Annotated in this window: 21 protein-coding genes and 4 pseudogenes; 15 read left to right on the top strand and 10 right to left on the bottom strand. The window is 71.4% G+C overall.

The annotated features are described in order from the left end of the window. Positions 1-8: 8 nt before the first annotated feature. The 8 genes from ACZ7N4_RS26525 to ACZ7N4_RS26490 all read left to right on the top strand — a co-directional run bounded on the left by ACZ7N4_RS26525 (position 9) and on the right by ACZ7N4_RS26490 (position 5,821). Complete coding sequence (locus ACZ7N4_RS26525) at positions 9-602, top strand: SRPBCC domain-containing protein (protein ID WP_471362229.1); 594 nt, start codon at positions 9-11, stop codon at positions 600-602. An 87-nt stretch (positions 603-689) separates the two neighbouring features. Beyond that, the gene (locus ACZ7N4_RS26520; RefSeq protein ID WP_471362227.1) at positions 690-1,037 is read left to right on the top strand and encodes a DUF1330 domain-containing protein; all 348 of its coding nucleotides are present in this window, start codon (positions 690-692) and stop codon (positions 1,035-1,037) included. A gap of 544 nt (positions 1,038-1,581) precedes the next feature. Further along, positions 1,582-1,953, top strand: coding sequence for a hypothetical protein (locus ACZ7N4_RS26515; RefSeq protein WP_471362224.1), 372 nt, complete (start codon positions 1,582-1,584; stop codon positions 1,951-1,953). An 11-nt stretch (positions 1,954-1,964) separates the two neighbouring features. Continuing rightward, positions 1,965-3,548, top strand: coding sequence for a peptidoglycan-binding protein (locus ACZ7N4_RS26510; protein WP_471362221.1), 1,584 nt, complete (start codon positions 1,965-1,967; stop codon positions 3,546-3,548). Beyond that, positions 3,520-4,050: a protease inhibitor I42 family protein gene (locus ACZ7N4_RS26505; RefSeq protein ID WP_471362218.1), complete on the top strand. Its 531-nt coding sequence runs from the start codon at positions 3,520-3,522 to the stop codon at positions 4,048-4,050. Before ACZ7N4_RS26510 ends, ACZ7N4_RS26505 begins: the two co-directional genes overlap by 29 nt. A gap of 46 nt (positions 4,051-4,096) precedes the next feature. Beyond that, the gene (locus ACZ7N4_RS26500; protein ID WP_471362216.1) at positions 4,097-4,510 is read left to right on the top strand and encodes a hypothetical protein; all 414 of its coding nucleotides are present in this window, start codon (positions 4,097-4,099) and stop codon (positions 4,508-4,510) included. A 314-nt stretch (positions 4,511-4,824) separates the two neighbouring features. After that, on the top strand, positions 4,825-5,046 hold the full coding sequence (locus tag ACZ7N4_RS26495; protein WP_471362213.1) for a CbtB domain-containing protein: 222 nt from the start codon (positions 4,825-4,827) through the stop codon (positions 5,044-5,046). 22 nt (positions 5,047-5,068) lie between these two features. Then, positions 5,069-5,821, top strand: a complete 753-nt coding sequence (locus tag ACZ7N4_RS26490) for a CbtA family protein (RefSeq protein WP_471362211.1) — start codon at positions 5,069-5,071, stop codon at positions 5,819-5,821. A gap of 174 nt (positions 5,822-5,995) precedes the next feature. Here ACZ7N4_RS26490 and ACZ7N4_RS26485 read toward each other — a convergent pair. Then, positions 5,996-6,299 (bottom strand): annotated as a pseudogene (locus tag ACZ7N4_RS26485) (5-methyltetrahydropteroyltriglutamate--homocysteine S-methyltransferase); the annotation flags it as partial. A gap of 633 nt (positions 6,300-6,932) precedes the next feature. On the opposite strand from ACZ7N4_RS26485, the gene ACZ7N4_RS26480 reads away from it, so the two are divergent. Next, positions 6,933-9,029: a SpoIIE family protein phosphatase gene (locus tag ACZ7N4_RS26480; protein ID WP_471362209.1), complete on the top strand. Its 2,097-nt coding sequence runs from the start codon at positions 6,933-6,935 to the stop codon at positions 9,027-9,029. A gap of 188 nt (positions 9,030-9,217) precedes the next feature. Here ACZ7N4_RS26480 and ACZ7N4_RS26475 read toward each other — a convergent pair whose 3' ends face one another. After that, complete coding sequence (locus ACZ7N4_RS26475) at positions 9,218-9,778, bottom strand: hemerythrin domain-containing protein (protein ID WP_471362206.1); 561 nt, start codon at positions 9,776-9,778, stop codon at positions 9,218-9,220. A gap of 236 nt (positions 9,779-10,014) precedes the next feature. On the opposite strand from ACZ7N4_RS26475, the gene qcrB reads away from it, so the two are divergent. Further along, positions 10,015-11,637, top strand: coding sequence for a cytochrome bc1 complex cytochrome b subunit (gene qcrB / locus ACZ7N4_RS26470; RefSeq protein ID WP_471362203.1), 1,623 nt, complete (start codon positions 10,015-10,017; stop codon positions 11,635-11,637). Between the two features lie 144 nt (positions 11,638-11,781). On the opposite strand, the gene ctaF is transcribed toward qcrB, so the two are convergent. Beyond that, complete coding sequence (ctaF, locus tag ACZ7N4_RS26465; protein WP_471362201.1) at positions 11,782-12,174, bottom strand: aa3-type cytochrome oxidase subunit IV; 393 nt, start codon at positions 12,172-12,174, stop codon at positions 11,782-11,784. Further along, the gene (gene ctaD / locus ACZ7N4_RS26460; RefSeq protein ID WP_471362198.1) at positions 12,171-13,889 is read right to left on the bottom strand and encodes an aa3-type cytochrome oxidase subunit I; all 1,719 of its coding nucleotides are present in this window, start codon (positions 13,887-13,889) and stop codon (positions 12,171-12,173) included. Before ctaD ends, ctaF begins: the two co-directional genes overlap by 4 nt. Before the next feature lie 244 nt (positions 13,890-14,133). On the opposite strand from ctaD, the pseudogene ACZ7N4_RS26455 reads away from it, so the two are divergent. Further along, positions 14,134-14,315: pseudogene (locus ACZ7N4_RS26455) on the top strand (thiamine pyrophosphate-binding protein); the annotation flags it as partial. A 331-nt stretch (positions 14,316-14,646) separates the two neighbouring features. On the opposite strand, the gene ACZ7N4_RS26450 reads toward ACZ7N4_RS26455, so the two are convergent. The 5 genes from ACZ7N4_RS26450 to ACZ7N4_RS26430 form a co-directional block, all read right to left on the bottom strand. Beyond that, entirely contained in the window at positions 14,647-16,428 is a 1,782-nt protein-coding gene (locus tag ACZ7N4_RS26450) for a glycoside hydrolase family 15 protein (RefSeq protein ID WP_471362196.1), read from the bottom strand. Between the two features lie 226 nt (positions 16,429-16,654). Then, complete coding sequence (locus ACZ7N4_RS26445) at positions 16,655-17,020, bottom strand: hypothetical protein (RefSeq protein WP_471362193.1); 366 nt, start codon at positions 17,018-17,020, stop codon at positions 16,655-16,657. After that, a complete protein-coding gene (locus ACZ7N4_RS26440) occupies positions 17,017-17,226 on the bottom strand; it encodes a hypothetical protein (RefSeq protein WP_471362191.1) in 210 nt (69 codons plus the stop codon). Before ACZ7N4_RS26440 ends, ACZ7N4_RS26445 begins: the two co-directional genes overlap by 4 nt. Before the next feature lie 102 nt (positions 17,227-17,328). Then, positions 17,329-17,850, bottom strand: a complete 522-nt coding sequence (locus ACZ7N4_RS26435; RefSeq protein WP_471362188.1) for an HPP family protein — start codon at positions 17,848-17,850, stop codon at positions 17,329-17,331. Between the two features lie 97 nt (positions 17,851-17,947). Next, positions 17,948-18,319, bottom strand: coding sequence for a sensory rhodopsin transducer (locus tag ACZ7N4_RS26430; protein WP_471362185.1), 372 nt, complete (start codon positions 18,317-18,319; stop codon positions 17,948-17,950). A gap of 291 nt (positions 18,320-18,610) precedes the next feature. Between ACZ7N4_RS26430 and ACZ7N4_RS26425 the strand changes: the two are divergent. The 4 genes and pseudogenes from ACZ7N4_RS26425 to ACZ7N4_RS26410 all read left to right on the top strand — a co-directional run. Continuing rightward, positions 18,611-19,399 (top strand): annotated as a pseudogene (locus ACZ7N4_RS26425) (SigB/SigF/SigG family RNA polymerase sigma factor); the annotation flags it as partial. 355 nt (positions 19,400-19,754) lie between these two features. Next, positions 19,755-20,324: pseudogene (locus ACZ7N4_RS26420) on the top strand (enolase C-terminal domain-like protein); the annotation flags it as partial. A gap of 656 nt (positions 20,325-20,980) precedes the next feature. Further along, positions 20,981-21,994: a YihY/virulence factor BrkB family protein gene (locus ACZ7N4_RS26415; protein WP_471362182.1), complete on the top strand. Its 1,014-nt coding sequence runs from the start codon at positions 20,981-20,983 to the stop codon at positions 21,992-21,994. A 201-nt stretch (positions 21,995-22,195) separates the two neighbouring features. Further along, on the top strand, positions 22,196-22,729 hold the full coding sequence (locus ACZ7N4_RS26410) for a MarR family winged helix-turn-helix transcriptional regulator (RefSeq protein ID WP_471362179.1): 534 nt from the start codon (positions 22,196-22,198) through the stop codon (positions 22,727-22,729). Positions 22,730-22,967: 238 nt separating this feature from the next. On the opposite strand, the gene ACZ7N4_RS26405 is transcribed toward ACZ7N4_RS26410, so the two are convergent. Beyond that, positions 22,968-23,417 (bottom strand): phage holin family protein, encoded by a 450-nt coding sequence (locus tag ACZ7N4_RS26405; RefSeq protein WP_471362176.1) that lies wholly within the window; start codon positions 23,415-23,417, stop codon positions 22,968-22,970. Between the last annotated feature and the right edge of the window lie 992 nt (positions 23,418-24,409).

Here is a 24,409-nt window from a genome sequence, read left to right as displayed (position 1 = left end):
TTGAGCCAATGGACGCAGGTCACCTCGCGCAGGCGGAGGCGCCGAATCCCCCGGCCGCTTCCCGGGCCGGTTCCCCGGACGACACCGCCCCGGCCGCTGCCCCGGCACCCCGCGCGATGCACGGCTCCTTCTCCTTGGACCTGGACTTCACGGTGGCGTCGGCCGAGGTCTTCCGCGGCTTCGCCGAACCCTCCCTGCGGCGCCGCTGGTTCCGCCTCCCCGGCAGATCCGCCACCGCCGAGCACGAGCTGGACTTCCGGGTCGGCGGCGGCGAGACCGCCCGCAACGTCTTCGTCTCCGGCGACACCGAGGAGCACCTCGCCTACCGCTCCCGGTTCCTGCACATCGTGCCGGACACCCGGATCGTCCACGTCTACGAGGCCGAGGTCGACGGCAGCATCCGCTGGATCTCCCTCGTCACCGTCGAACTCGCCGACCAGCCCGCCGGCTCCCGCCTGACCTGGACCGAGCAGTACACCTGGCTCGTCCCCACCGGAGACGGCACCCAGGACGCCGCCCACCTCCGCGGCGGCACCCGCCTGCTGCTCAACGGCCTCACCTCCGTGGTGAACCCCGGCCGCCACCGCCTCCCGCGCCTCTGAGCGTCCTTACCTCCCAGGTCATCGATCCCGGCCGGCCCGCGTGGCACGATCATCGGCGTACGGAGCCCGAACGACCGGAAGGACGCCATGCCCGCCTACGCCATAGCGCACCTGCAGGAAGCCGCCCCGCACCCGGAGATCGCCGAGTACATCGAGCGCATCACCGACACCTTCGAGCCGTACGGCGGCCGCTTCCTCGTCCACGCCGCGCAGCACGAGGTCAAGGAGGGCAGCTGGCCCGGTCACGTCGTGGTGATCTCCTTCCCCGGGATCGCCGAGGCCCGGGCCTGGTGGGACTCACCCGCGTACCAGGAGATCGCCCCGCTGCGCTCGCGGCACATCGCCGGCGACATCGTCCTGGTCCCCGGTGTTCCCGAGGACTACGACCCGGCCGGCACGGCGAAGGCGATGCGGGAGACCCTCCCCGCCGGGTGACGCGACACCGGCCGTACCGGCCGCCGCATCGGGCCAGGCCCCCGGACGACGTCCCCGCCGCGAGGAACGGCCTGCCCGTCGCGAGGAACGGCCTGCCCGTCGCCGTGGCGGCGAAGCTGGTCGAGGTCCGCACGACCGTCCGTCCGCGCGGCTTCCTCGGCGAACGCCGCGACGGCGTCCTGCACCGGAACATCGCGCTCCGGGCGAGGCCGCCGGTGCCGCCGCCGGTGTCGCGGCGCTTGAACGCCGGCCGCGCTCCGGGCGAGGCCGCCGGTGCCGCCGCCGGTGTCGCGGCGCTTGAACGCCGGGGAAGAGCCTCACGACGCTCCCGGAGTGGATCCGAGGCCCCGGCGTTCGCCGGCTCACAGCCCCCGCGCCGACGGCGCTTCCGGCCGGCCCTCCGGGCGGGACGAACGGCCGCGGCGGCTGCCCCGGGTGCGCGATGTGGAGGAGGTGTGTGAGGGGATCGGCGTGTGATCGTCCGCATATACGCTGCGTGTTAGCCTGCCCGCGGTCGCGATCGGATGCATACGGGGGAGGCACGGTGGGATCGGACGGCTACCAGGTCAAGGCGGGTATGACCGGCCAGGCCCGGCAACTGGACGACGCCGGCAGGGACATGGACGCCATCAGCTCGGCCGTCAAGGCGCGGATGACCTACTCGTACGACGACGCCGGCGGCGAGGACGCCGCCTCGGCACTCAACGCGTTCGTCAAGGCCTGGGAGGCGGAGGCCAAGACACTGGCGTCGGCCCTGCACGAACTCGGCGGCAAGGTGCAGTTGGCCAAGAAGACCTACCACGGCACCGACGGCCTGGTGAAGACGCACGCGGACAGCGTCACCGTCGGCGGTACGAGCAGCCTCACCGACACATCGACGCAGGGCGGGCGCACCTCGGTCCTGTCGAGCTACTGAGGAGCGGGCCCGTGTCGTTCTTCTCCTCTCCTCTCGACTCCCCTTCCCTCCGCCTCGAATGGCTCGCCGGGCTCTCCAAGAAGATGCTTCAGGCAGGCAGCAAGAACGACCTCCTCGACCTCATCGACGACGCCCTCTCCGTGCCCGAACCAGGCGGCGACCCGGCCCTGCTGGAGAGCCTGGCGAGCCTCTACCGCGGCCAGGTCGACCAAGTCGGCAGCGTCTTCGACCAGGTCGACCGGGTGGGCCGCAAGGGCCTTCCGGAGGTGTGGGTCGGCGACACCAGCGTCCTGGCCTCCGACGCGGTGAACGCCGCCGGCCGGTCCGCGACCCAGATGAGCGAGGCGTTCCAGGGCTGCGCGTCGGTGCTGCTGACGCTGGCCGACGCGGTCATCGCCGCGCAGGGCAAGGACGAGCAGGGCCGCGGGCAGCTGCTGGAGCAGAAGAAGACGCTCGGCGGCAAGGACGGTTTCTTCGACGACCTGCACGAGAACGACGAGGAGGAGTGGGACCGCAAGAACGCCGCCCACTTCGGCTCCTTCGCGGTCGACCTGATGCACACCGCCGTCGCCGACATGCAGGAGGCCACCCGCGTCGCCGCCCGGGACCTGAACAAGTGGGCGGCCGAGGCGCGGGCCGGAAAGATGGAGACCAGCGAACTCACCGCCGTCGACAAGCTGATGCTCGCGGACACGGGCGTCGCGGACGCCGACACCGAGCTGAACGAGATCCTCACGCCCGGCGACCTGGCGCGCGCGTCGACCCGCATGGACCAGCTGAGCCTGGACGACGAGATGGCCATGGAGCGGATGCTGGCGCGGTCGGACAGCCCGCAGGAACGGGCCTACCTGATGAAGGCCCTGGCCGCCGGCCACAGCGTCGCCGAGATCGGGACGTTCCAGAACAAGATCCACGGCAAGGACCCCGCCTGGCTGCGCCGGCACCTCACTCCGGTGATCACCCGGAAGGACAGCATGAACGACGAGGGCCAGGCGTCGGACGGTTCGAACAACAACAAGGACGACGTCATGTTCGACGGCCAGCGCTGGATCCAGGGCGGCGACGGCTCCGAGGGCACCTGCGTGGCCTCGTCCACCGTCACGTCCCGCGCCATGGTCGACCCCCTCTACGCGCTCGACCTCACCGGCGGCCCCGACGGGCAGCAGGACGACCCCGAGGCCTTCAAACAGCGCCTGGTGGCCGAACAGCACCGGCTGCACACCGAAGGCGACGGCGGCAAGAACTGGGGCGGCATGGGCCCCGAGGGCCAGGAGCGGATCAACGACTCCACCGTCGGCAGCGCCACCGGCACCGACTACGAGCGCCAGGACCTCGACAGTGCCGCCGACCGCAGGGCCGTCCTCACCCAGGTCGAGAAGTCGGTGGCGGAGGGACGGCCGGTGCCCGTCGACGTCTCGGGCAAGGAGAGCGCCCACGCCATGACCATCATCGCCCAGGAGGGTGACATGCTCCAGGTGTACAACCCCTGGGGCTCGACCACCTGGGTCAGCGAGGACGACTTCATCAACGGCCACATGGGCAAGGCTTCCAACAGTGATCTCCCCAATGCGTACAGCGTCTATCTTCCGCGGTAGCAGGAGCGGTGCCGCGCTCGCGGCGACCGCGCTCCTCGCTCTCGCCACGGGCTGCGGCTCGGGCACCGACGACCCGGCCGGCGGCCCCACGAGCACCGCGGGCCACCCGACGAGCCACTCGGTGAAGGACACCAGCATCACCGCGAAGCCGGGCGAGCGCTTCACGCTCACCGTCCACCAGAACGCCTCCACCCGCGAGTACTGGTACCTGGTCGACCCCAAGCCCGACACCTCGGTACTGGTCAGCCGCGGCCACGCCTACGCGCCGCACTCCGGCGACGAGCCGGCGGCCGGCGCCGGCGGCCGGCTCACCTTCACCTTCGAGGCCAAGGCCAAGGGGACCACCCGCTTCACGCTGCTGCACTGCACCTTCACCACCTGCCAGGGCAACACCTCCACCGTGCCCCCCGCGACGACGGGACCCTCCGCCACCCCGACCACGGGGGCGGCCACCCCCTCCCAGACCCCCCGGCGCATCACCTACACCGTCACCGTCGGCTGAGCCGCGGCGGACCAGCCAGATGAGACGAGACACCCGAGGCCCCGCCATGAACGACCACGCCCCGCACCCGCCCGACCGCACGGACGACGAACTGGCCGGGCTCGACATCACCGCCCTGCTGCGCCACGGCCTCACCGCCGAACCCGGCCCCCGCCGCACCGCCCTGTTCGGCGACGGCGCCGCGGCCGCGGCCGTCACCCTCGACCGCCTCGGCACCGAGCCACGCTCGGTCGCCTTCCTCGCCGACACCGTCCGTGCCGGCGGACTCACCCGCGCCGCGGACCTGCCCCAACCCCTGCCCCGCCGCGAAGCGGCCGCCCTCGCACGGGAATGGCTGCGGACCGGCACCGAACTCGCCGGCGGAATCCCCGCGGACGACACAGCGGCCACCTGGCTGCACGCCGTCGCCACCCTCATCGAACGAAAGCGGCTGACCCGGGCGGGGCACGGGGGTTCGTGAGCCGATCGGCTGACCGGACCGTACTGCCGGCCGGCCGCCGTAGCGCCGGAATTCCGTCACCGCCGAACCACGAAGCCCGTACCGTCCCCCTCGGTGGGAGAGGAAGATCACGCCGGTGGATGCGGTCTTGGCCATCCCCGCGCCGCGCGGTACGGTCTGTCCGATATCGACGACGGCGAGACGGAAGCCGGTGGGAATCCGGCACGGTCGCGCCACTGTATGCGGCCCCCGCAGGGGTGTTCGTGAGTCAGACCCGTGGCCGTCGTCCTGTGCACCACCGAGATGGGACGCGAACTCCCAGAGGAGGTCCTGCCATGGCGCAGACCGTCGCCCGGCCGACAGCCACCACTCCCGCCGTCCCCGCCAAGCTGCCGCTGAAGGCGGTGGCTCCCTGGGCGGTCTTCTTCGGCATCCTGATGCTCGTCCTGCTCTACTTCGTCGGCGCCGAGCAGGGCGCCACCTCCGTCCTCAACGGAACCGGCGTCCACGAGTGGGTGCACGACGCCCGCCACCTGCTCGGTTTCCCCTGCCACTGACGCGAGGGGACAGCACCCGTTCATGAACTCCGCAACCGTACGGAACCTTCTCGTGCGGGGCATGCTCGCCGGCCTTGCCGCCGGCGTGCTCGCCCTGATCGCGGCCTACCTCCTCGGTGAGCCGAGCGTCGACAAGGCGATCGCCTTCGAGGACGCGCACTCCCACGAGCACGAGATGGAAGTCGTCTCCCGCTCCCTGCAGTCCACCGCGGGCCTGGCCACCGGCGTCCTCGTCTACGGGGTCGCCTTCGGCGGCATCGCCGCGCTCGCCTACTGCTTCGCGCTCGGCCGCGTGGGCCGCTTCACCCCGCGGGCGACCGCGCTGCTGCTGTCCGGCTGCGCCCTGCTCGCCGTCTACGTCGTGCCGTTCCTGAAGTACCCGGCCAATCCGCCCTCGGTCGGCGACCCCGACACCATCGGCAAGCGGACCACGCTGTACTTCCTGATGATGCTGCTCAGCGTCCTCCTGGCGGTCGTCGCCACCATCCTGGGCAAGCGCCTTGCGCCCAGCCTGGGCACCTGGTGGGCGACGGTCGCCGCGGTGGCCGCCTTCGCCCTCGTCATCGGCCTGGCCTACGCGTTCCTGCCGGTCGTCAACGAGGTGCCGGGGGACTTCCCGGCCGCCCTGCTGTGGCGGTTCCGGCTGTCCGCACTGGCCATCCAGACCGTCCTGTGGGCCGGCTTCGGCCTGCTCTTCGGCGAACTGGCGGAACGCCTGCTCAACCCCAAGTCGGCGGCAGCCGCCGGCGGCAGCACGGTTCCGGCCGCGCACTGACTCCTTCCGGACGACAGGGGGCCCCACGGAACCGTCCGGGGGCCCTCCGGCACTCTTCGAACACCGAGTCCGACGGAAGGGTGCGTACGAAGGCCCGCTCCGGCAGCCCGGACGTACGCCGGTGGAACTGTCCACGCTGCGAGTTGGCGCCCGAACCGTCGGCGTCCGGTCAGGTCACGAGGAGGACAGCTCCTCGCGGACGGTGCGGGCGGCGGCGACCAGGTTCTCCAGGGAGGCGCGGGTCTCGGGCCGGCCGCGGGTCTTCAGGCCGCAGTCGGGGTTGACCCGGAGCCGTGCGGCGGGGATGGCCCTCAGGCCCGTGCGCAGCAGGTCGGCGGCCTCCGCGGCACTCGCGACGCGGGGGAGTGGATGTCGTAGACACCGGGGCCGGCCTCACGGGGGTATCCGCAGGCGGCGAGTTCGCGGGCGACCTGCATATGGAGCGGGCGGCCTCCAGGCTGATGACGTCGGCGTCGAGTCGCCCCGTCCGCCAGGCGGGTTGCGTCGCAAGAGGGAACCCGGTGGCAATCCGGGACTGCACCGCAGCGGTGAGCGGGAACGACCGCCGTCATACGCACGACCCTGCCGCTGCGCGCCGCCGGCCGTCGGGCCTACCTGGAGTGGGCGACGGAGGCGTTCCGGCTGACCACCGGCGGGTGCGCCCGGACACCCAGATCCACACGCACATGTGCCACGCCGAGTTCGGCGACGTCGTCCGGGCCATCGACGACCACCAGCCGCACCGGCCGGCCTACGGGGGCACCGTGCGAGTCGTCCGCACGACGTTCGTCATCCGGACGGTGGGACGGGTCACCACTGGCCGTGCGGGCCACAGGGCGGGAAGCCCGCCGCACCCGCGCTTCCCGCCCTCTCCCTGTCACACCGTGCGGGGACCCTCGGTCATGCCACGCCCTCGCGACGGCGCGGATCCCCACCCCCGCGGCGGGGTGGTCGTCTCGGCCGGCGTCCTGCCGGGCTCTCACTCCCACTGGCCCTCCCGGGGCCCGTACCGGATCCTGAAGAGGGACGCTGACCTGCAGGAAGACAGCTTCATCCGATCCGCCGCGGTCACGTGGCCACGCCGATGCGGCAGGCGAAGGGAGCCAGTGCGATGACGTCAGCGGAACAGCGTCCGAACCAGCCGGGCGATCCGGAGGACGCCGCCACGGGCCCGAGCGGCCTGATGGATCTGCTGGGCGTCGCCGCGGTGCTGCTGGAGGCCGACGGCCGGATCGACATGTGGAGCCCGCAGGCCGAGCAGCTCTTCGGCTACACGGGTGCCGAGGTGCTCGGGCGCTACGCGGCCCCGATCCTCCTGCACCCGGAGCACCAGGACGCGGCGATCATGCTCTTCGGCCAGGTGATGGAGACCGGCCGGGGCTGGGCCGGCGCCTTCCCCGTCCGGCACAAGGACGGCGGCACCCGGCTGGTCGAGTTCCGCAACATGCGGCTGACGGACAACCTCGGCGATCACTACGCGCTGGGGCTGGCGACGGACCGGTCCACGTTGCGGCAGGTGGAGCGCAAGGTGGCACTGTCCACCCGGCTGGTCACCCAGGCGCCGATCGGCCTCGCGATCCTGGACACCGACCTGCGGTACGTGGAGGTCAACCCGGCCCTGGCGGCGATGCACGGCGTCCCCGAGGCAGCCCACACAGGACACCGGTTCACCGAGATCCTGCCCGGCGCGCCCTTCCAGGCCGCAGAGGAGGTGATGCGGCAGGTGCTGGCGTCCGGAGCCCCCGTGGTGGACGAGCAGATCGTGGGCCGCACACGCGCCGACCCGGAAAACGATCATGCCTGGGCCGTGTCGTTCTACCGGCTGGAGGACCAGCACGGCAAGGCGCTGGGCATCGCCAACGTGGTGGTGGACGTCACCGACCGCTACGAGGCGGCCAGGAAGGCCGACCGGGCCCAGCAGCGTCTGCGCCTGGTGGCCAGCGGCTCGGCCCGTATCGGCACCACCCTGGAGACGGAGCGGACCGCACAGGAACTGGCCGACGCCGTCGTGCCCGACCTGGCCGACATGGTCGCGGTGGACCTCCTGGACTCGATCCTGCAGACGGGCCGCCCGGACATGGGCGAGGGCCCGGCCTTGTTCCGTGCCATGGCGGTGAAGACGGCGTACCCCACCGACGCCGCCCAGGCGATCGTGTCGCCCGGCCGGCTCGCCACCTACCATGCGGACCACCCGGCGGCTCATGTCGTCCGCACCCGCAAGCCCCACCTGATCAGCCACCTGGAGAGCGGCGACCACGCTCGGATCGCCACCGACTCCGAGGCCGCCCGCGTGTTCGCCGAGACCGGTGTCCACACGGATCTGGCGGTCCCCCTGATCGCCCGGGACAGGGTCATCGGCGTCATGGGCATGGCCCGCGCCCGCAACCCCCTGCCCTTCGACGAGGACGACGTCGCCCTCGCCTGCGAACTCGCCTCCACCGCGGCGCTGAGCATCGACAACGCCGTCCTTCACCATCACATCCGCAGCGCCGCCGAGACCCTCCAGCGCAGCCTGCTCCCCAGGCTCTCGCCCCGGCACCCGGGCCTGGAGGTCGCCGCCCGCTACCTGCCGGCCCAGGCGTTCAGCGAGGTCGGCGGCGACTGGTACGACGTCATCCCCCTCGGGGACGACCGCACCGCCCTGACCGTCGGCGACGTCATGGGCAGTGGCATCCAGGCCGCCACCACGATGGGCCGACTGCGCACCGCCACCTCGACCCTCGCCAAGCTCGACCTCGACCCCGCCCGCATCCTCACGCACCTCGACGAGATCATCCTCGACCTCGACCCGTACATCGCCACCTGCGTGTACGCGGTGTACGACCCCCACCACGCCCGCCTGCAGGTGGCCTCCGCCGGCCACCTGCCCCCGGTCCTCACCCGGCCCGGCAGACCACCGGAACTCCTCGATCTCCCCACCGGCGCTCCGCTCGGCGTCGGTGGCGTCCTCTTCGAGACCACCACCGTCGACCTGCAACCCGGCGGTCAACTGGTCCTCTACACCGACGGCCTGGTCGAAACCCGCAACGACCCCATCGACGAACGCCTGGACGACCTCCTCCGACTTCTGGCGCGGCTCGACCACTCCACGGAAGAAACCTGCGACCGGCTGCTGCACCACCTCCGGCACCCCGGCGGCCACGACGACGTCGCCCTGCTCATCGCACGGGCACAACGACAGCCGGCCACCCGCGGGACCGGATGGTGACGGCCCGCGCCGCGCGACCGTGCGCACCATGACCGATCAGAGAACCGATGCCGATCCCGCGTACGACGGGACACGGCGGCAAGGAGAGCGGACCCCGGCTCCCCGGAGGGCCGAACGGCGGGACCGGAAGGAACGGCCGGGGTGTCGGCCGAACGGTCGGCCACATGGTGCGGGTCGCCCGTCCGGGCTCACTGAAGCCCTCGGCGCCCCAGCCGGTCGCGCAGACGGTCCCAGGGCCCCCAGACGGCGGAGGTGAGCCTGGTCAGTGCCGGCGAGTCGGGCGCGTCGGGGCGTGGTCGGGTGGGCCCGCCGGCTTCCGCGCGCCGTGTCCCGGCCCCCGCGGCACGCAGGACGTCTGCGGGGCCCATGACCTGCAGGCGGGGGAACAGCCGCTGCTCCAACCCGACCACGTGTGCGGTGACACCCGAGACGAGGCACAGCAGGAGACGCACATACCGTTCGCTGTGGGCCGGGACGGCCTCGAGGGACTTCAGCGTCCGCTGGATGTCCTCGTCCACGGCGAGCAGCTCGTCCACCCCCTTGTCCCCGTCCACGACGTAACGGTGCACGAGCGGGTACAGGCACTCCCGTTCCGCCACGAGATGGCTCACCAGGCGGCTGCCGGCCTGCTCCACGAGTGACGCGCGCTCGTCGGTGCCGGGCGGAGCGGACCGTACCCGGTCGAGAAGGTCCTGGATCCCGCGGTGCTCCGCCGCGAGCTGTTCGATGATGCCGCTGTCACTCCCCACTCGGACTCCCTGAACTCCCTGAAAGGTGAGGCGCCGGCGGTCACCGGCGGGTGTCGGTCCTGGATGCCCGTCCCGCCCCCGTTTCATTCCGGGGCGGGGAGGCGGCTGGTTGAGGAACGAGGCCTTCGGGTAATCGAGCGCCCGTCGCGCGAGCCGTCGGGCCCGGGCGGCGCACACGAAGGGCCGGGCGGAAGAGGAGTGGTGCGGGCGTGCTACTACGGCGGCGCAGGGAGAGGATGAGGGGGAGGGCACGGCAGGCGGCCTTCCGGGCATACGTCGCGGCCGACCGGCGGTCACCGGTGTCGGAACTGGCCGGCCGGCTGCTGCGCAAGGCGTTCCCCGACCACTGGTCGTTCCTGCTGGGGGAGATCGCGCTCTACGGTTTCATCGTCCTCGTGCTGACGGGGACCTACCTGACGTTCTACTTCGATCCCAGTCTCGCCCAGGTGCCCTACAGCGGCTCCTACGAGCCCTTGCAGGGGCTGCTCGTCTCGAAGGCGTACGAGTCGACCCTCCATATCAGTTTCGAGGTGCGCGGCGGCCTGCTGATGCGTCAGATGCACCACTGGGCGGCGCTCGTCTTCGTGGCGGCCATCGGCGTGCACATGCTGAGGATCTTCTTCACCGGCGCCTTCCGCAGGCCCCGCGAGGGGAACTGGATCATCGGGGTGACCCTGTTCCTGCTGTCCCTGCTGGAGGGTTTCTGCGGTTACTCCCTGCCGGACGACCTGCTGTCCGGTACGGGCCTGCGCACCGCCAACTCCATCGTCCTGTCCATTCCTGTCGTCGGCACCTACCTGAGCTTCCTCTTCTGGGACGGCCCCTTCCCCGGTACCGCGATCGACCGGCGTCTGTACATCGTCCACGTGCTCTTCGTCCCCGGTGCGCTCCTCGCTCTGATCACGGTGCACCTGATCATGGTCGTCTATCTGAAGCACACGCACTGGGCCGGACGCGGAAAGTCCAACCGCAACGTCGTCGGCCAGCCCATGTTCCCCTCGTTCATCGCCAAGTCGACCGGTCTGTCGCTGATGGTCGCCGGCGTCATCGCCCTCATGGGAGCGATCGCGCAGATCAACCCCGTCTGGCTCTTCGGCCCCTACGTGCCCGACCAGGTCTCCACCGACGCCCAGCCCGACTGGTACGTGGGGTTCCTCGAAGGGGCCCTGCGGCTGATGCCCGGTGCCGAATGGAACGTCGCCGGCCACACGTTCATGTGGAACGTCCTGCTGCCCGCCGTCGTGCTGCCGGCCGTGCTGTTCCTGTTGCTCTACCTGTACCCCTTCTTCGAGCGCTGGGTGACCGGTGACATGGTGGAGCACCATCTGTGCGACCGGCCCCGGGACCGGCCCACCCGGACCGGGCTCGGCGTGGCGGGCATCGCCTGGTACGCCGTGCTGCTCATGGCCGGGGGCAACGACGTGATGACCGTCTGGTTCGACGTCTCCGTCAACGCGCTGACGTGGATCTTCCGGGTCGGCCTGTTCGTCCTCCCGGTCCTTTCCTTCCTGGTGACCAAGCGTGTCTGCCTGGCGCTGCAACGGCATGACCGGCAGCTGCTGGAGGAGGGGGAGGAGACCGGTCAGGTGTACCAGGACGTGGCGGGCGGGATCAGTGAGCGGCATGAACCCCTGGACGCGGAGGAGCGCTACAAGCTGCTGGTACGGGACATCCCGCGGCCGGTGGAACACCCGGGGGAGCGGGCGCCGCTGCGGGACAGGATCCAGGCGTCCCTCAGCTCGTGGTACTACGGTGACCGGGTCGACATGCCGGCCACGGCGGAGGAGCGCCTCCAGGCCGGCGCCCGCACCGCCGATCCGGTGGCGGGCGGCATCGGGGAAGAGGAAGAGACGGGCTGAGCCGCGGCGGGTACCACGTACCCGCGGGACGGCAAGGCGGCAGGGATCCCTCGCCGCCGCGTGAAGGGGTGGCTCACCGGGCACGGTACCTGCCGGTGAGCCACCCGCTTTGCCGGGCACGGCACCACCGGTGAGCCGCCCGCCTTACTCGCTCTCGCGTCCGGCGTACTGGAAGACCAGGCCGAAGACGCCGAGGCCCAGGACCCCGAGACCGATCAGGATCAGCCAGTCACCGTAGACGATCCCGTTGGCGACCAGCGCGGCGCCGGCGGCGGTCACCACCGGGTGCCGGCTGTGCGGTGCGAAGAAGTCGATACGGCCGCTGCGCTCCCGGATCTCCGCGTCGGAACGGTCCTCGGGACGAGAGCCCTTGCGCCGGTGGTTGATCATCGAGAAGAACGCGATCACCGACGCCATGAGGAAGGAGACGCCGAGTGCCGCGATACCGACGGGCTCCCGTGCGACCCAGGCGTAGGCGACGTCGGTGACCAGGAAGAAGAGGGCCACGCCGGCGAAGAGGTACGACTCGGACTTCATTCGCTCTGGTTCCCTTCGGGGTCGGGGGTCGCCTCGACGGCTCCGTGCTGCTGCCGGGGCAGTTGTTCCATGAACTCCGGGTGGTGCAGGTCGAAGGCCGGTGAGTCGGACCGCACCCGGGGCAGCGCCGTGAAGTTGTGCCGGGGCGGGGGACACGAGGTGGCCCATTCGAGTGACCGGCCGTACCCCCAGGGATCGTCCATGTCCACCTTCGGCGCGTACCGGGCGGTCCTCCAGATGTTGTAGAGGAACGGAAGGGTGGACAGCCCGAGCAGGAAGGCACCGATCGACGAAATCGTGTTCAGGGCGGTGAACCCGTCGGCGGCCAGGTAGTCGGCGTAACGCCGCGGCATTCCGCCCTCGCCCAGCCAGTGCTGGACGAGGAACGTGGTCTGGAAGCCGACGAACAGCGTCCAGAAGTGGATCTTGCCGATGCGCTCGTCGAGCATCCGGCCCGTCAACTTGGGCCACCAGAAGTAGAAGCCGCCGAACATGGCGAAGACGATCGTTCCGAACAGGACGTAGTGCAGGTGGGCGACGATGAAATAGGTGTCGGTCAGGTGGAAGTCCAGAGCGGGTGAGGCGATGACGACACCGCTGAGTCCCCCGAGAAGGAAGGTGACGAGGAAACCGAGCGCCCACAGCATGGGTGTCTCGAAGGAGAGACTGCCGGACCACATCGTCCCGATCCAGTTGAAGAATTTGACGCCGGTCGGCACGGCGATCAGGAAGGACATGAAGGAGAAGAACGGCAGAAACACCGCCCCCGTGGCGAACATGTGGTGGGCCCACACGGTGGCCGACAACATGGTGATCGCGATGGTCGCGCTGACCATGCCCACGTAGCCGAACACCGGCTTGCGGCTGAACACCGGCACGATCTCCGTGACGACGCCGAAGAACGGCAGCGCCACGATGTACACCTCCGGATGGCCGAACCACCAGAAGAGGTGCTGCCACAGCAGGGCTCCGCCGGTGGCCGAGTCGAAGATGTGCGCGCCGTACTGCCGGTCGGCCACCAGGGCCAGCAGGAGAGCCGTGAAGGGGGGAAAGGCGAGCAGCACGAGGATGGAGGTGAACAGCACGTTCCAGGTGAAGATCGGCATCCGGAACATCGTCATGCCCGGACAGCGCAGACAGATGATCGTGGCGATGAAGTTGACGCCCCCCAGCGTGGTGCTCACGCCGGAGAGCACGAGCCCCATCGCCCACAGGTCACCGCCGTGGCCGGGACTGTGCACCGAGTCGTTCAGCGGGGAGTAGGCGAACCAGCCGAAATCGGCCGGACCGTTGCTCACCAGGAATCCGGACAGAACCGTGAGGCCTCCGAAGAGGAACAGCCAGTAGGTCATGGCGTTGAGCCGGGGGAACGCCACGTCGGGGGCGCCGATCTGGAGGGGCATGATGGCGTTCGCGAAACCGGTGAAGGTGGGCGTCGCGAAGAGCAGCATCATGATCGTGCCGTGGATCGTGAACAGCTGGTTGTACTGCTGCTCGGTGACGATCTGAAGACCCGGCCGCGCCAGTTCGGCGCGCATCAGCATCGCCATCAGTCCGGCGACGAGGAAGAAGCCGAACGACGTGACGAAGTAGAGATGGCCGATCTTCTTGTGGTCGGTGGTCGTCAGGTAGTCCCTGATCCTTTCACCCGTCTGCACGCGGGGGCCGCGGGCGGTGCCTTCTTCCTGCCCCGGCCCCGGGTGCGTCTTCGACATGAGCGCCCTCCAGGCGGTGCGCCGACGAGTCGGCATGCGTGACGAACCCGAGCGGGTTAGCCGCCACACGGCGTCGGTAAACCTGTCCGCCTCACCCACTGTGCCGCCCGCTGTTCGACCGGGTGGGGGAGGGCCGCTCGGCGGGCAGGTCACCGGCGTGGACGCGCGTGCGCGTGGTTCACCTCCTGGGCGCCGAGGCAACTCCCCGGGCCGGCCTACCGCAAACCCGGCTCGGAAAGCCCCCATGACCCAAGTCGCCGACTACGTCTGCAACGCCTCACCGCATGGGGCGTACGACGGGTGTACGGCTATCCCGGAGACGGCATCAACGGGCTGCTCGGCGCCTTCGACCGGGCGAACGGGGAACCGGAGTTCATCCAGACGCGGCACGAGGAGATGGCCGCGTTCATGGCCTGCGCGCACGCTCTGGACCGGCGGTCCCACGGTCGCCCCCTGCTCGGCCGGCGGATCGCCGCGGGTCCGCTGGACCGGTCCCCGGCCAGGACCGGTACCCGGCCAGGACCGGCCAGGGACTCCCAGCAGAGGGACGCACCCCTCGGCCCCGCGCGTCCCGCCAACCCGTGGAAGCCCGTCGACGACACGCACGGTGCCGACCACGGCCCGCACGGCGTCTTCGACGACAAGGCGCACGGGCGCGGCCTCCGGATGCGGGCCGGCCTGGCACCGGCGTCGGCTCGCGCCGGGCGCCGCCGAGGGGTGGCGGGCACGGTGATCGCCGCGGGCTGCGTCCCCAGGCTCACCGGGGCAGCGTCGACGCGTCGTTGAGGCGCACGGCGCACTCCAGCAGCAGGGCGTGGACGAAGGCCTGGGGCAGGTTGCCGCGCAGCTGGCGCTGACGTACGTCGTACTCCTCCGCGAACAGCCCGGACGGCCCGCAGGCCGCCCGGGTCCGTTCGAACCAGCGCAGCGCGCCGCTTCGGTCGCCGAGGTGGTCGGTGGCCAGCGCCATCGTGAACCCGCAGAGCAGGAACGCGCCCTCCGACTCGCCCAGGGGGACGCCCGGGCGACGGAAGCGGTAGAGGTAGCCGTCCTCGGCCAGCTCGTCCTCGATGAAGCGGCGGGTGACCGCGCTGCTCGGGTCGTCGGCGGACGGGCAGCCCCGGGCGAGCGGCATCAGCAGCGCGGCCTCCGGCCCGTCGTCGTCCGCGGCCCGGCGCCAGCGGCCGTCGGCGCGCAGACATCGGCGCCGGGTCTCCGCGAAGACGGCCTCGGCGAGGTCGGCGCTGCTCCGCGCGGTCCGCCCCTTGAACACCCCGGCCACCCGGCGCAGACCGCAGACCACAGCCAGCCGGGACTGGGTCCACCAGCGCTCGTCCAGTTCCCACAGTCCGGCGTCGGGCCGCTTCCAGTTGCGTTCCACCGCGTCGACCGCGACCGTGACCGCCTCCTCGGCCTCGGGGGTGAGCCGGTCGTGGTGCGCGGCGGCGGCGAACAGCTGGAGCGCCTCCCCGAACGCGTCGAGCTGGAACTGCTCGGCCGCCCGGTTCCCGACCCGGTCGTAGCCGCCCGGGTAACCGGGGTAGGGCAGCCCGCGCTCCCCCGGGACCCGTCCGCCGCCGACGTCGTACGCGGGGTGCAGCCCCTCGCCGTCGGCCAGGATCCGTTCGGCGGTGAAGCGCACGGCGGAGTCGAGCAGGTCGTGCGGGCCGTGGGCGGCGACCGCGAGGCCCGCGTAGCTCTGGTCGCGGACCCAGGCGAAGCGGTAGTCGTAGTTGCGGCCGGCGTTGGCGCGCTCCGGCAGCGAGGTGGTGGCGGCGGCGACCATGCCGCCGGAGGAACTCGTCAGGCCGCGCAGGACGGCGTAGGCGTGCCGGGCGTCGCGCGGTGCGGCCAGGGCGGAGCAGTCGGGCACGGCCCGCCGCCAGGCGTCCTCGGTCGCCTCCCACAGCCGGTCCGGCTCCAGGCGCTCGGTGCGCTCCCGCTCCGACAGCTCCAGGACGAGGTCGTGGTGCTCGCCCTTGCGCAGCCGGAACTCCCCGCGCAGGCCGGACTCGGGGTTCCACCGGGCTTCGTGGGCGCCGACGAGCCGCAGCCGCAGACCGTCCGCGTCCGCGGTCCACACGTCACCCTCCAGACGCGGGTCGCGCACCCGGCCGGCACCGAAGCCGGGCCGCGGGTCGAGGGTCAGCCGCAGCGCGGCCTCCCCCCGTTCGACGCGCATCCGCCGCAACAGGACCAGCCGGTCCACGGAGGCCGGCATCGCCAGCGCGTCGCGGCACTCGATCACGGCGTCGGTGGTCACCCAGCGACTGACCCGGATCAGCGTGCCGTCCTCGTAGTAGCCACCCCACACGTGCCAGCGGTCCACCGGTTCGACGCCGAAATACCCGTCGCCCCCGATCAGGGCGGAGAACACCGCGTCACTGTGCCAGCGCGGAGCGCACAGCCAGACGATCCGCCCCTCCGGATCCACCACGGCGCCGCGTTCGCCGTCGGCGAGGATCCCGTACTCCCGCAGCACCCACGGCGGGCACACGCCCTCCGCCAGCTCTGCCTGCTTGCCGGCTTTCTCAGTCATGGCACGGGAGTTTCCCGGCCACCTTGTCGGGAAACGACTTGTCGGGAAACGAGAGGTGCGTCGCTCGGTCGGTCAGCGCCGTCGTCGGACGGCCCGTCAGCACCGGTACTCCACGGTCGCCGTTCGGCTCTTCACCCGGTGCCGTGTTTCCCGTGGACTCCGTGGCTGAACGCCGGCCGCCCGCGCGGGGCGGCACGGGTCCGAACGGCCGACGGCGAGCCGCGCGTCACGCCGAGGGCGCCGACGGCGCAGCCGTCCGGGCGGCGCGCAGCCCGCCTGCCGTGAAGGCCGCGGCGACCGCGAGGTCCAAGCAGGCCGCCGTGCGCCACTCCTCGCTGCCCAGCGCCAGGCCGGCCATCGTGGCCGCGTGCAGGGCGTCGGGCACGACGGCCCACGCGGCCGGTACGATTCCCGCGGCCGTGGCGAGCCCCTGCACGACGTGGCGGGCGCCCAGCAGCCGTACGACGGTGTTCGCGGCCGTACTCGCCCGCGTGCGCGGGCACCGACGCAGCACGGCACCGGGGACCACGGTGAGGGTGGCGCCCCACGCGATGCGGACCGCGGTCATGGCGGCCATCGTCGACTTCCTCATCCGGCGCTCCCCGATGGGGACACCGCGGGGCCGGCTTCGACACGTACCGCGTGTGCGGTGAGTTCGGCGCGGTCCCAGCGGGTCTCGGCCTGCGGCAGGCTCTGGGTGCGTCGTTCCGGCGGCGGGCCGTTGCCGGCCGCTCCCGTGTCCGGCTGGGCGCCGGTCACCGGGAACGCGGGCACGGCCGGGCCGCTCCCGCTGGTCATACGTGCTCCTCCCGCTCCACGGTGCCCGGTCTCCCGGTTCGGACGTGAGTACGCCGCCGCGGTCGGCGGGAAACGGCAGGGACACCGTTGGCGGAGGGGATGTCAGCCATCGGTGCTCCCAGCGGCGCGGGACGTCGCCGCGGCGAGCAGCGGGGCGAGGGCCAGCACCAGGGCGAGACCGACGAGCAGCCCGTACAGCGCGGGTCCGGGCCGGCAGATGCCGGAGGTGATCAGCAGTGACGTGGCGGCGGCCGGCGGGTGATGGGCCTCGCATAGGTGGAGGAGGAAGAGGGTGAGGCCGACCGCGAGTGCCTGGGCGCCGACCTGTCCGACGGTGTCCTGGTGCTGCTCGGCGACGGAAGGGTGGCTCCACAGGCCGAAGACGGCCAGGGACCCCAGGGCCACGGCGATGGCCAGGGCATGGCCGGCCACCGCCGTGCGCAGGCGCGCGGTCACCGATTCCGGATGGGCCGGCAGCAGGTAGGCGGTCGGGCCGAGGGTCGTGGTCAGGGCCACCAGTCCGACAAGACCGCCGATCGCGCCGACGCCGGCGAGCAGCAGGGCGGACAGCAGCATGAGGCGCACGGCGCCGGGCACATGCGACCGTATGTCCGCGTGGGTCATGGTGGCCTCCGAGGGAACGTTCGCCGCTGAGGCACGGGCTGGTCGTACGAGCCTCCTGCCGCCGCCGTACACCCGGCGGTCCTGTCGGGGCGACCGGTCAGTTCACGGCGTAGGCGATGGTCGACAGCAGCGCGTTGGCGGGTTGCCGGCTGTCGAGGCGGGTGTGCTGGACGACCACCGGTACGTCGCTGACCAGGACCGAGGCGTAGTCGCCGCCGACCGGGACGAGCCCGTCGTCCGCGAGGTCGTTGAACCGCTGGTGCAGGGTGCGCCGGGCGGGCACGGTGACCCGGTGGGGTCCGGAGGGTTCCCGGTCCGGGAAGAACAAGGTGATCTCCACGTGGGCGTCCGCGTCCCCGGTGTTGAGGATGCATGCCGTCTCGTGACTGGCCATCGACTCCGGACCGGTACTCGACCCCGGAATGAACCCTTCAGGGATCGCCCACACGCGGTTGCCGATGTGTTCCATGCTTCTGTCTCCTTGGACGGCAGGGCGGCCGGGCCGGCTCGCTGCTTGAGTCACCAGGCCGACCGGGCGTGAAACGTGCCGCACGCCCTCGGCCCTCACCAGGCACACGGACGTCTCTCCGCGGCGGGGGCACTGCGCACGACATCGTCACCGCACGCGAAACCAGAATGACCCGTTCCACCCGCGACTCCACCCGAAGTCATCGCCGAGCGGGTGATTTTTGCAAAGGCCAAAGGAGTCGGGGGGACCCATGGTGCAGCCCAGCAAAGACCCTCCAGCGCAGAGGCTCACATGAACCCGCCGACCACCCTCCGTCCGCCGGGGAAGCACGAGACAGACGGCGCGCTCACGTCTCTGCGCATCGACGAGATCGTCGGCCGGATCGGTTCGCACCCTCCGGGGCGTGAGCGGGAGGCGGCCCGGGAACGAGCCATCCGCACCCTGATCCCCGTGGCCCGCCGGATCGCCGCCAAGTACCGCAACACCGGTGTGGAGGAACAGGACGACCTCTTCCAGGTGGCCTGCGTGGGCCTGGTCAAGGCCATCGACGGCTACGACCCCGGCCAGGGACACGCTTTCCTGTCGTACGCGGTGCCGACGATCACCGGTGAGCTGAAACGCCACTTCAGGGACCGGACCGGACTCGTACGACTGCCCCGTGCCGTGCAGGAGACCGGACAACAGGTCCGGCGCGTCCGGCGGGAGCTCGAACAGACGGGTGGCGGTCGCCCGCCGTCACTCGGGGAGATCGCCCGGGCCTGCGGCCTGTCCGAGGACGCGGTGGCCGAGGCCATCCGTTCGCGGAACGCGGCACGGCCCCGCTCGCTCGACGCGCCGTTGGAGGGCCGGGAGGGGATGTTGCCCGCGTTCGGCGAGGTGTTCGGCGACCGGGACGCCCGGATCGAGACCGTCGCCGAACGCGTGGAACTCGTCGAGGCGTTGCGGCGGTTCCCGGAGCGGGAGCGTCGCATCCTGGTGCTGCGTTTCTTCCACGACCAGACGCAGCAGCAGATCGCGGCCACGGTGGGCATCTCACAGATGCATGTGTCCCGCCTGCTCGCCCGGTGCCTGGCCCGACTGCGCGAGATGCTCGGGCATCTCGACCCTGCTCCCCTCAACCCTGCGGCCCTCGCTCCGTCGGCCCTCGCTCCTTCAACCCCCGCCCCCTCAGCCCCTGCCGAGGAGCGCGCCGGCCCGGAGGTCGCGGCAATGGGGGCCGGGCACGTTCCCGCGCAGGCCGACGGCGGCCACGGAGACGGACACGGCCGCCACGGCCCCAGCCACAGCCACAGCCACAGCCACGACCGTGCCCGGGACGAGCGGCCTGCCCGGGAAGTCGTCCACGGCCAGGGGCAGCGGAGCGCCGCCTCCGGGTCGTGTGGAGGCGGCGCCGGGAGGCAGCGGGCCGTCCGCCCGGGGCGAGGAGTCCCCCGAGGCCATCGGCGACGAGCCGGAGATCTTCACCGACGCCGACGGGGCACTGGGCCGCAAGCAGGCGCTGTACTGGACCCGCAGGTTCCACGACGAGTGGGACGTGCGGTGGTTCGAGGAGCCGGTCGGCTCCGCGGACCTGGAGGGTCTGCGCCTGCTGTGCGAGCGGGGCCCCGCGCGGCTGGAGATCGCGGCCGGGGAGTACGCCTACACCACACGGGACTTCGTCCATCTCGTCGAAGGCCCCGCCGCGGACTGTCTCCAGGCCGATGTCACCCGCTGCGGAGGCATCACCGGCGTACTGGAGGTGGCGGGCCTGGCGGCGGCCCATCACCCGGACCTGTCCGCCCACTGCGCGCCGGCGGTCTCGGCCCACGCGTTCTGCGCCGTGCGCCGGCTGCGGCACCTGGAGTACTTCCACGACCACGTACGGGTCGAGAGCCTGCTCTTCGACGGCACCCTGTCACCGGACGGCGGCGCCCTGCGTCCCGACACCGGCCGGCCCGGCCACGGCCTGGAGGTCAAGTGGTCCGACGCCGAGCGCTACCGCGTCCACGGGACACGGACCGCCTGACCCGGGCTGTCTGAGGAGAGTCGACACCGATGCCGAAGCCGTCCCGCCGGACGACCCGCGACATCCCGGCCACGCCCCTCCCGCAGATCCCCGGAGCACCGCGAGCGGTCAGTCACTATGGTGCCGGCTGCGCGCTCGGTGACATCGCGAGTGAGTGGATCGTCTTCGCCTGGACACTCGCTGTGGTCGGAAGGAATCCCTGCCGCGATCAGGGCCGACACCCTTTCGATCGTCGCCTTCCGGGTAAGGCCTGTTCCTCGAGCAGGCTGGTAAGGGCCGGGCTGAAGGAACGGATATGACATCGTCCAGCACACGCGATTCCCGGGGAGGCGAGACGGGATGACGAAGCGACGGGAGAAGCGGGTCCGCGCGGTCCGTCTTCGCCACGCTGAGGGAGACCTGCCGGTGTCGGCCTCTCACCCCAGAGGAACCCGGGGCGGCGAAGGTCGACCGCGTCCTGACCAGTGGCCCGCCGGCCCTCACTGTCGTAGAGCCGGAGTGCCGGACCGGCCTGGACGAGACGGAGATCGGACGCGCCGTCGCCTGGCACAGCGAACACGGTGGGGGGCGGACGCCGCAATGATGATGCTCCCGTCGGAGGGACCTCTTCCCATGCCATCGCAGTCTTCCGGACCGATACCCCGCAAGCACCGGCCATGATGTTCCTCAGGCGCGTCGACGCCTTCCAGAGACGGCACCGCTGGGTCGGGCTGCCGGTGGCCGTCGTGTACAAGTTCTACGACGATCAGGCCGCCTACCTCGCGGCCCTCCTCACCTACTACGGCTTCCTCTCCCTCTTCCCGCTGCTCCTGATCCTCTTCGCCGTCCTGAGCACCGTCCTGAGCGACGATCCCGCTCTGCGCCAGCGGATCACGGACTCGGCGCTGGGCGAGTTCCCGGTCATCGGGGACCAGCTCGGACAGAACATCCACTCCTTCCACAGCAGCGGGGCCGCGCTCGCCGTGGGCATCGCGGGCAGCCTCTACGGGTCCCTCGGCGTGGCACAGGCCGCGCAGTACGCGCTCAACAAGATCTGGGCGGTCCCCCGGCACGCACGTCCCGACCCCTTCCACTCGCGGGTGAAAGGCCTGCTGTTCCTGCTGCTCCTCGCCCTCGGACTGGCCGCGTTCACCCTGCTGTCGGTGGCGGCTTCGCAGAGCTACCTGTTCGGGGCGCCGCTGAAGGGCGCGAACCGGATCTTCGCCACCGTGGCGTCCGTGTGCCTGAACGCCGTTCTGCTCCTCCTGGGGTACCGGCTGCTGACCCACCGGGTGCTCCCGCTGCGCCGGCTGGCCGGCGTCGCACTGGGCGGGGCCTGCGCCTGGGAGGTGGTTCAGTGGGCGGGCTCCTACTACGTCAGTCACGTCCTGCGCGGCGCGACCGCGACCTACGGGATGTTCGGGATCGTCCTGGGCCTGCTCGCCTGGCTGTACGTCGGTGCGCTCATCTTCGTCACGGCGGCCGAAGTGGCGGCCGTCCGGGTGATGAGCCTGTGGCCGCGCAGTCTGCTCACTCCGTTCACCGACCGGGTGTACCTGAGCGCCGGGGACCGCCGTGCCTACAGGTCGTACGCCGCCACCGAGGCGTTCAAGGGCTTCCAGAAGATCAAGGTGCGTTTCGACGAACCACCGAAGCCCGTGCACGGGGAACCGCCGGACGACACGTCCTGAAGGAGACTTTTCCCGTCCGTCCCGCCCACCTCCGGGCGGGGGCGCCGCCACTGGGTGTGGCAGGGCGGTGCGCCCTCCGCAGATGCCAGGCGGGGACCGACGGCCTCGGGGAGGGGCTGGGGAAGCGGTTGGTACGGGGCCTTGTGCAGGAACTTGCTCCGAAGTGGTCGGGGCTGCGGCCTGGCGCGATAGAAAGGAGCTATGGCGGAGGGTGGAACCCCGATGGGGGACTTGGACGACGTGGACGCGGTCACGCGAGCGGTGCTGACCGCTTCCCGCTTGCTTGTGGCGGTCTCCGCCCGCTCGCTTGCCGAGGTCGAGGAGCGGGTCACCCTGCCGCAGTTCAGGATGTTGGTCGTGCTGGCGAGCCGTGGCGCCACCAAGCTGGTCGACCTGGCCGAGCTGTTGCAGGTCGCGCCGTCGACGGCCATGCGCATGGTGGACCGGTTGATCGCGGCGGGGCTCGCCGACCGGCAGCACAATCCCGCCAATCGCCGGGAGACCATGCTGCGGCTGACGGAGGAAGGACGGCGCACGGTCGAGACGGCGATGGCTCGGCGCAGGGCTGAGATCGCCGCCATCGTCCAACGCCTACGGCCGACGCAGCGTTTGGCGCTCGTGGAGGCGCTGGGCGCCTTCAACGAGGCCGGCGGTGAACCGCCCGCGTCGACTGGAGGGGTGGATCCGCACCCACTCGGCTGGGCGCTGGACCTTCCCGCGGGTCGGGAGGGATGACCGGTGCAGCGCTGCCGGCCCGTGACGCCGGTTGCCTTCGCGGTCGGCCCTCCACGATCGCGAGGCCTGACGATTGGGGAGTGCCCAGCCGCGTGCCGGGCACAGCCGGAGGGGTGCTGAGCCATCCTCCGGGGCAGTCCGGTCTCTGCCCGGCGTGCGAATGACCGACAGCTCCGTCGTCGCCTTCTCTGCGTGATCGTGTGGATGGCCGGCCCACCACAGTCACGCGGCGCACCGGTCACTCCAGGTCGTCCGTGTCCCGGTCGACGCCGGCGGGGCCGGGAGCCGGGCAAGACTGCCCTTGCTCAAACGGTTGGGCTTCCTCGGCCATGGTGTCTGCGGTGGCCTCAGCGGCGGAGCGGAGCCGGTTCCGGGCGGCCTTGCCGAGCGCGGCGGCAGCGGAGGCGTAAAGGCAGGTCGGCGTCACGGCGGCCCGTCCCCTCGGCATCACGGATCCGGCTCCCCGCAGCACTGCCTCGTGCGCGGCCCGGAGAGCCAGTACACCGCACGTGCCCGCGCCGGCGAGCAGCGCTCCACCGGCACCCAACCGCCTGAGAGCGCTCAGGGCCTCCTGCTGGATCGCCCTGACCTTCCGCCGGGCGAGGCCTGCGGTGTCCTCGGCCGGCCGGTTCGCCGCGTCCGCCACAGGGCCACCGGCCGACTCCTCACCGTCACGTCGCGGGTACATCGCACTCTCCTGTCTGCCATGGCACGAGCTGTGCAGCGGCCAGGGGACCGTCACCTGCTCACAAGGGCCGAGGCTTCGTTGCGCTGAGAATTGCTCGCCGGATCAACTCGTCGGTCTCGAGGTCTCGTTGGTGACAGATCCTGCCGCACTCGCCCTGCCTCATCCCCCGGCCGAGTGGGTGCTCAGCTGATCGGTGAGCGCCGCCGGATGTGGAACGCGCCCGAGGAGCGAGGGCACCCCGCCCACGAATCGCTGCAGAACCCCCGCGATGATCGGTCCCGGCCCCAGCGCAGCCCCGCCACATCAGCAGCGCGTCCGGCAAGAAAGCGCCGACATCTCGGGCGCACCGCGCGGTAGGAACAGGATTCTGTAGGTTCGGCGCCGCCCTGGCACTTGCTCGACCATGACCTGCGCGCGATCTGACCCCTGGGCGTTCGTCAACTCGTAGAGCGACTGTTCCCTCCTGGGGATGATGAACGAGACGCTTCGGAGGTGGTCTTCCGGCCGTTCCCGGTGAGGCGGCCGGTCGTGCCGGGGCATGTGCGTTCCGAGTGGTGTGCGGGCGGGGGTGCACAGGGTCGGCGTTCGCTCCGGTTTCAGGCATGTGCCAGGTAAACCGGTCACGCACGATTGGCCAGGATGTGCAACGAGGCACTTTGCCTGGTTCTTCGCGTGCGCTGTGATTTCTCCCTGCCGGAGTCGTCCGGGCCACATCTGTGCAACCCCGGCGCGGCGGCCACAAGGAGGTAGACAGCCGCACTTCGTCTCCATTCCGCACCGAACCACTTCGCTGAATGACAGCTCCGGGCAATGTGCCGGCACGCTCCCGCGACCGCTTCATGGGCCCGCTCGACAGTGCGCCGTTCAGCGAGCAGACAACCCCTGCCTGCCTGCCTGCCTGCCTGCCCGTCCGGGCCGTACCTCGCCCTTGTGATCGATGACCGGCAGGCCGTGCACCTCCGCTTGTCCGCTCGACGCGTGCCGCCTGCGTG

This window comes from Streptomyces sp. NPDC107654, from assembly GCF_055639035.1.
Note: the sequence above shows the minus strand (reverse complement) of the source record. Positions and strands in the feature narration are given on the sequence as shown.

Bases quoted from the DNA above. Each gene is read 5' to 3' on its own strand.
- ACZ7N4_RS26410 (WP_471362179.1), top strand. From the start codon at position 22,196: ATGGCGGAGGGTGGAACCCCGATGGGGGACTTGGACGACGTGGACGCG.
- ACZ7N4_RS26430 (WP_471362185.1), bottom strand. From the start codon at position 18,319: ATGGAACACATCGGCAACCGCGTGTGGGCGATCCCTGAAGGGTTCATT.
- ACZ7N4_RS26440 (WP_471362191.1), bottom strand. From the start codon at position 17,226: ATGACCAGCGGGAGCGGCCCGGCCGTGCCCGCGTTCCCGGTGACCGGC.
- ACZ7N4_RS26500 (WP_471362216.1), top strand. From the start codon at position 4,097: ATGAACGACCACGCCCCGCACCCGCCCGACCGCACGGACGACGAACTG.
- ACZ7N4_RS26405 (WP_471362176.1), bottom strand. From the start codon at position 23,417: ATGTACCCGCGACGTGACGGTGAGGAGTCGGCCGGTGGCCCTGTGGCG.
- ACZ7N4_RS26495 (WP_471362213.1), top strand. From the start codon at position 4,825: ATGGCGCAGACCGTCGCCCGGCCGACAGCCACCACTCCCGCCGTCCCC.
- ACZ7N4_RS26450 (WP_471362196.1), bottom strand. From the start codon at position 16,428: ATGACTGAGAAAGCCGGCAAGCAGGCAGAGCTGGCGGAGGGCGTGTGC.
- ctaF (WP_471362201.1), bottom strand. From the start codon at position 12,174: ATGAAGTCCGAGTCGTACCTCTTCGCCGGCGTGGCCCTCTTCTTCCTG.
- ACZ7N4_RS26480 (WP_471362209.1), top strand. From the start codon at position 6,933: ATGACGTCAGCGGAACAGCGTCCGAACCAGCCGGGCGATCCGGAGGAC.
- ACZ7N4_RS26415 (WP_471362182.1), top strand. From the start codon at position 20,981: ATGATGTTCCTCAGGCGCGTCGACGCCTTCCAGAGACGGCACCGCTGG.
- ACZ7N4_RS26525 (WP_471362229.1), top strand. From the start codon at position 9: ATGGACGCAGGTCACCTCGCGCAGGCGGAGGCGCCGAATCCCCCGGCC.
- ACZ7N4_RS26520 (WP_471362227.1), top strand. From the start codon at position 690: ATGCCCGCCTACGCCATAGCGCACCTGCAGGAAGCCGCCCCGCACCCG.
- ACZ7N4_RS26490 (WP_471362211.1), top strand. From the start codon at position 5,069: ATGAACTCCGCAACCGTACGGAACCTTCTCGTGCGGGGCATGCTCGCC.
- ACZ7N4_RS26445 (WP_471362193.1), bottom strand. From the start codon at position 17,020: ATGAGGAAGTCGACGATGGCCGCCATGACCGCGGTCCGCATCGCGTGG.
- ACZ7N4_RS26505 (WP_471362218.1), top strand. From the start codon at position 3,520: ATGCGTACAGCGTCTATCTTCCGCGGTAGCAGGAGCGGTGCCGCGCTC.
- ctaD (WP_471362198.1), bottom strand. From the start codon at position 13,889: ATGTCGAAGACGCACCCGGGGCCGGGGCAGGAAGAAGGCACCGCCCGC.
- qcrB (WP_471362203.1), top strand. From the start codon at position 10,015: ATGAGGGGGAGGGCACGGCAGGCGGCCTTCCGGGCATACGTCGCGGCC.
- ACZ7N4_RS26435 (WP_471362188.1), bottom strand. From the start codon at position 17,850: ATGACCCACGCGGACATACGGTCGCATGTGCCCGGCGCCGTGCGCCTC.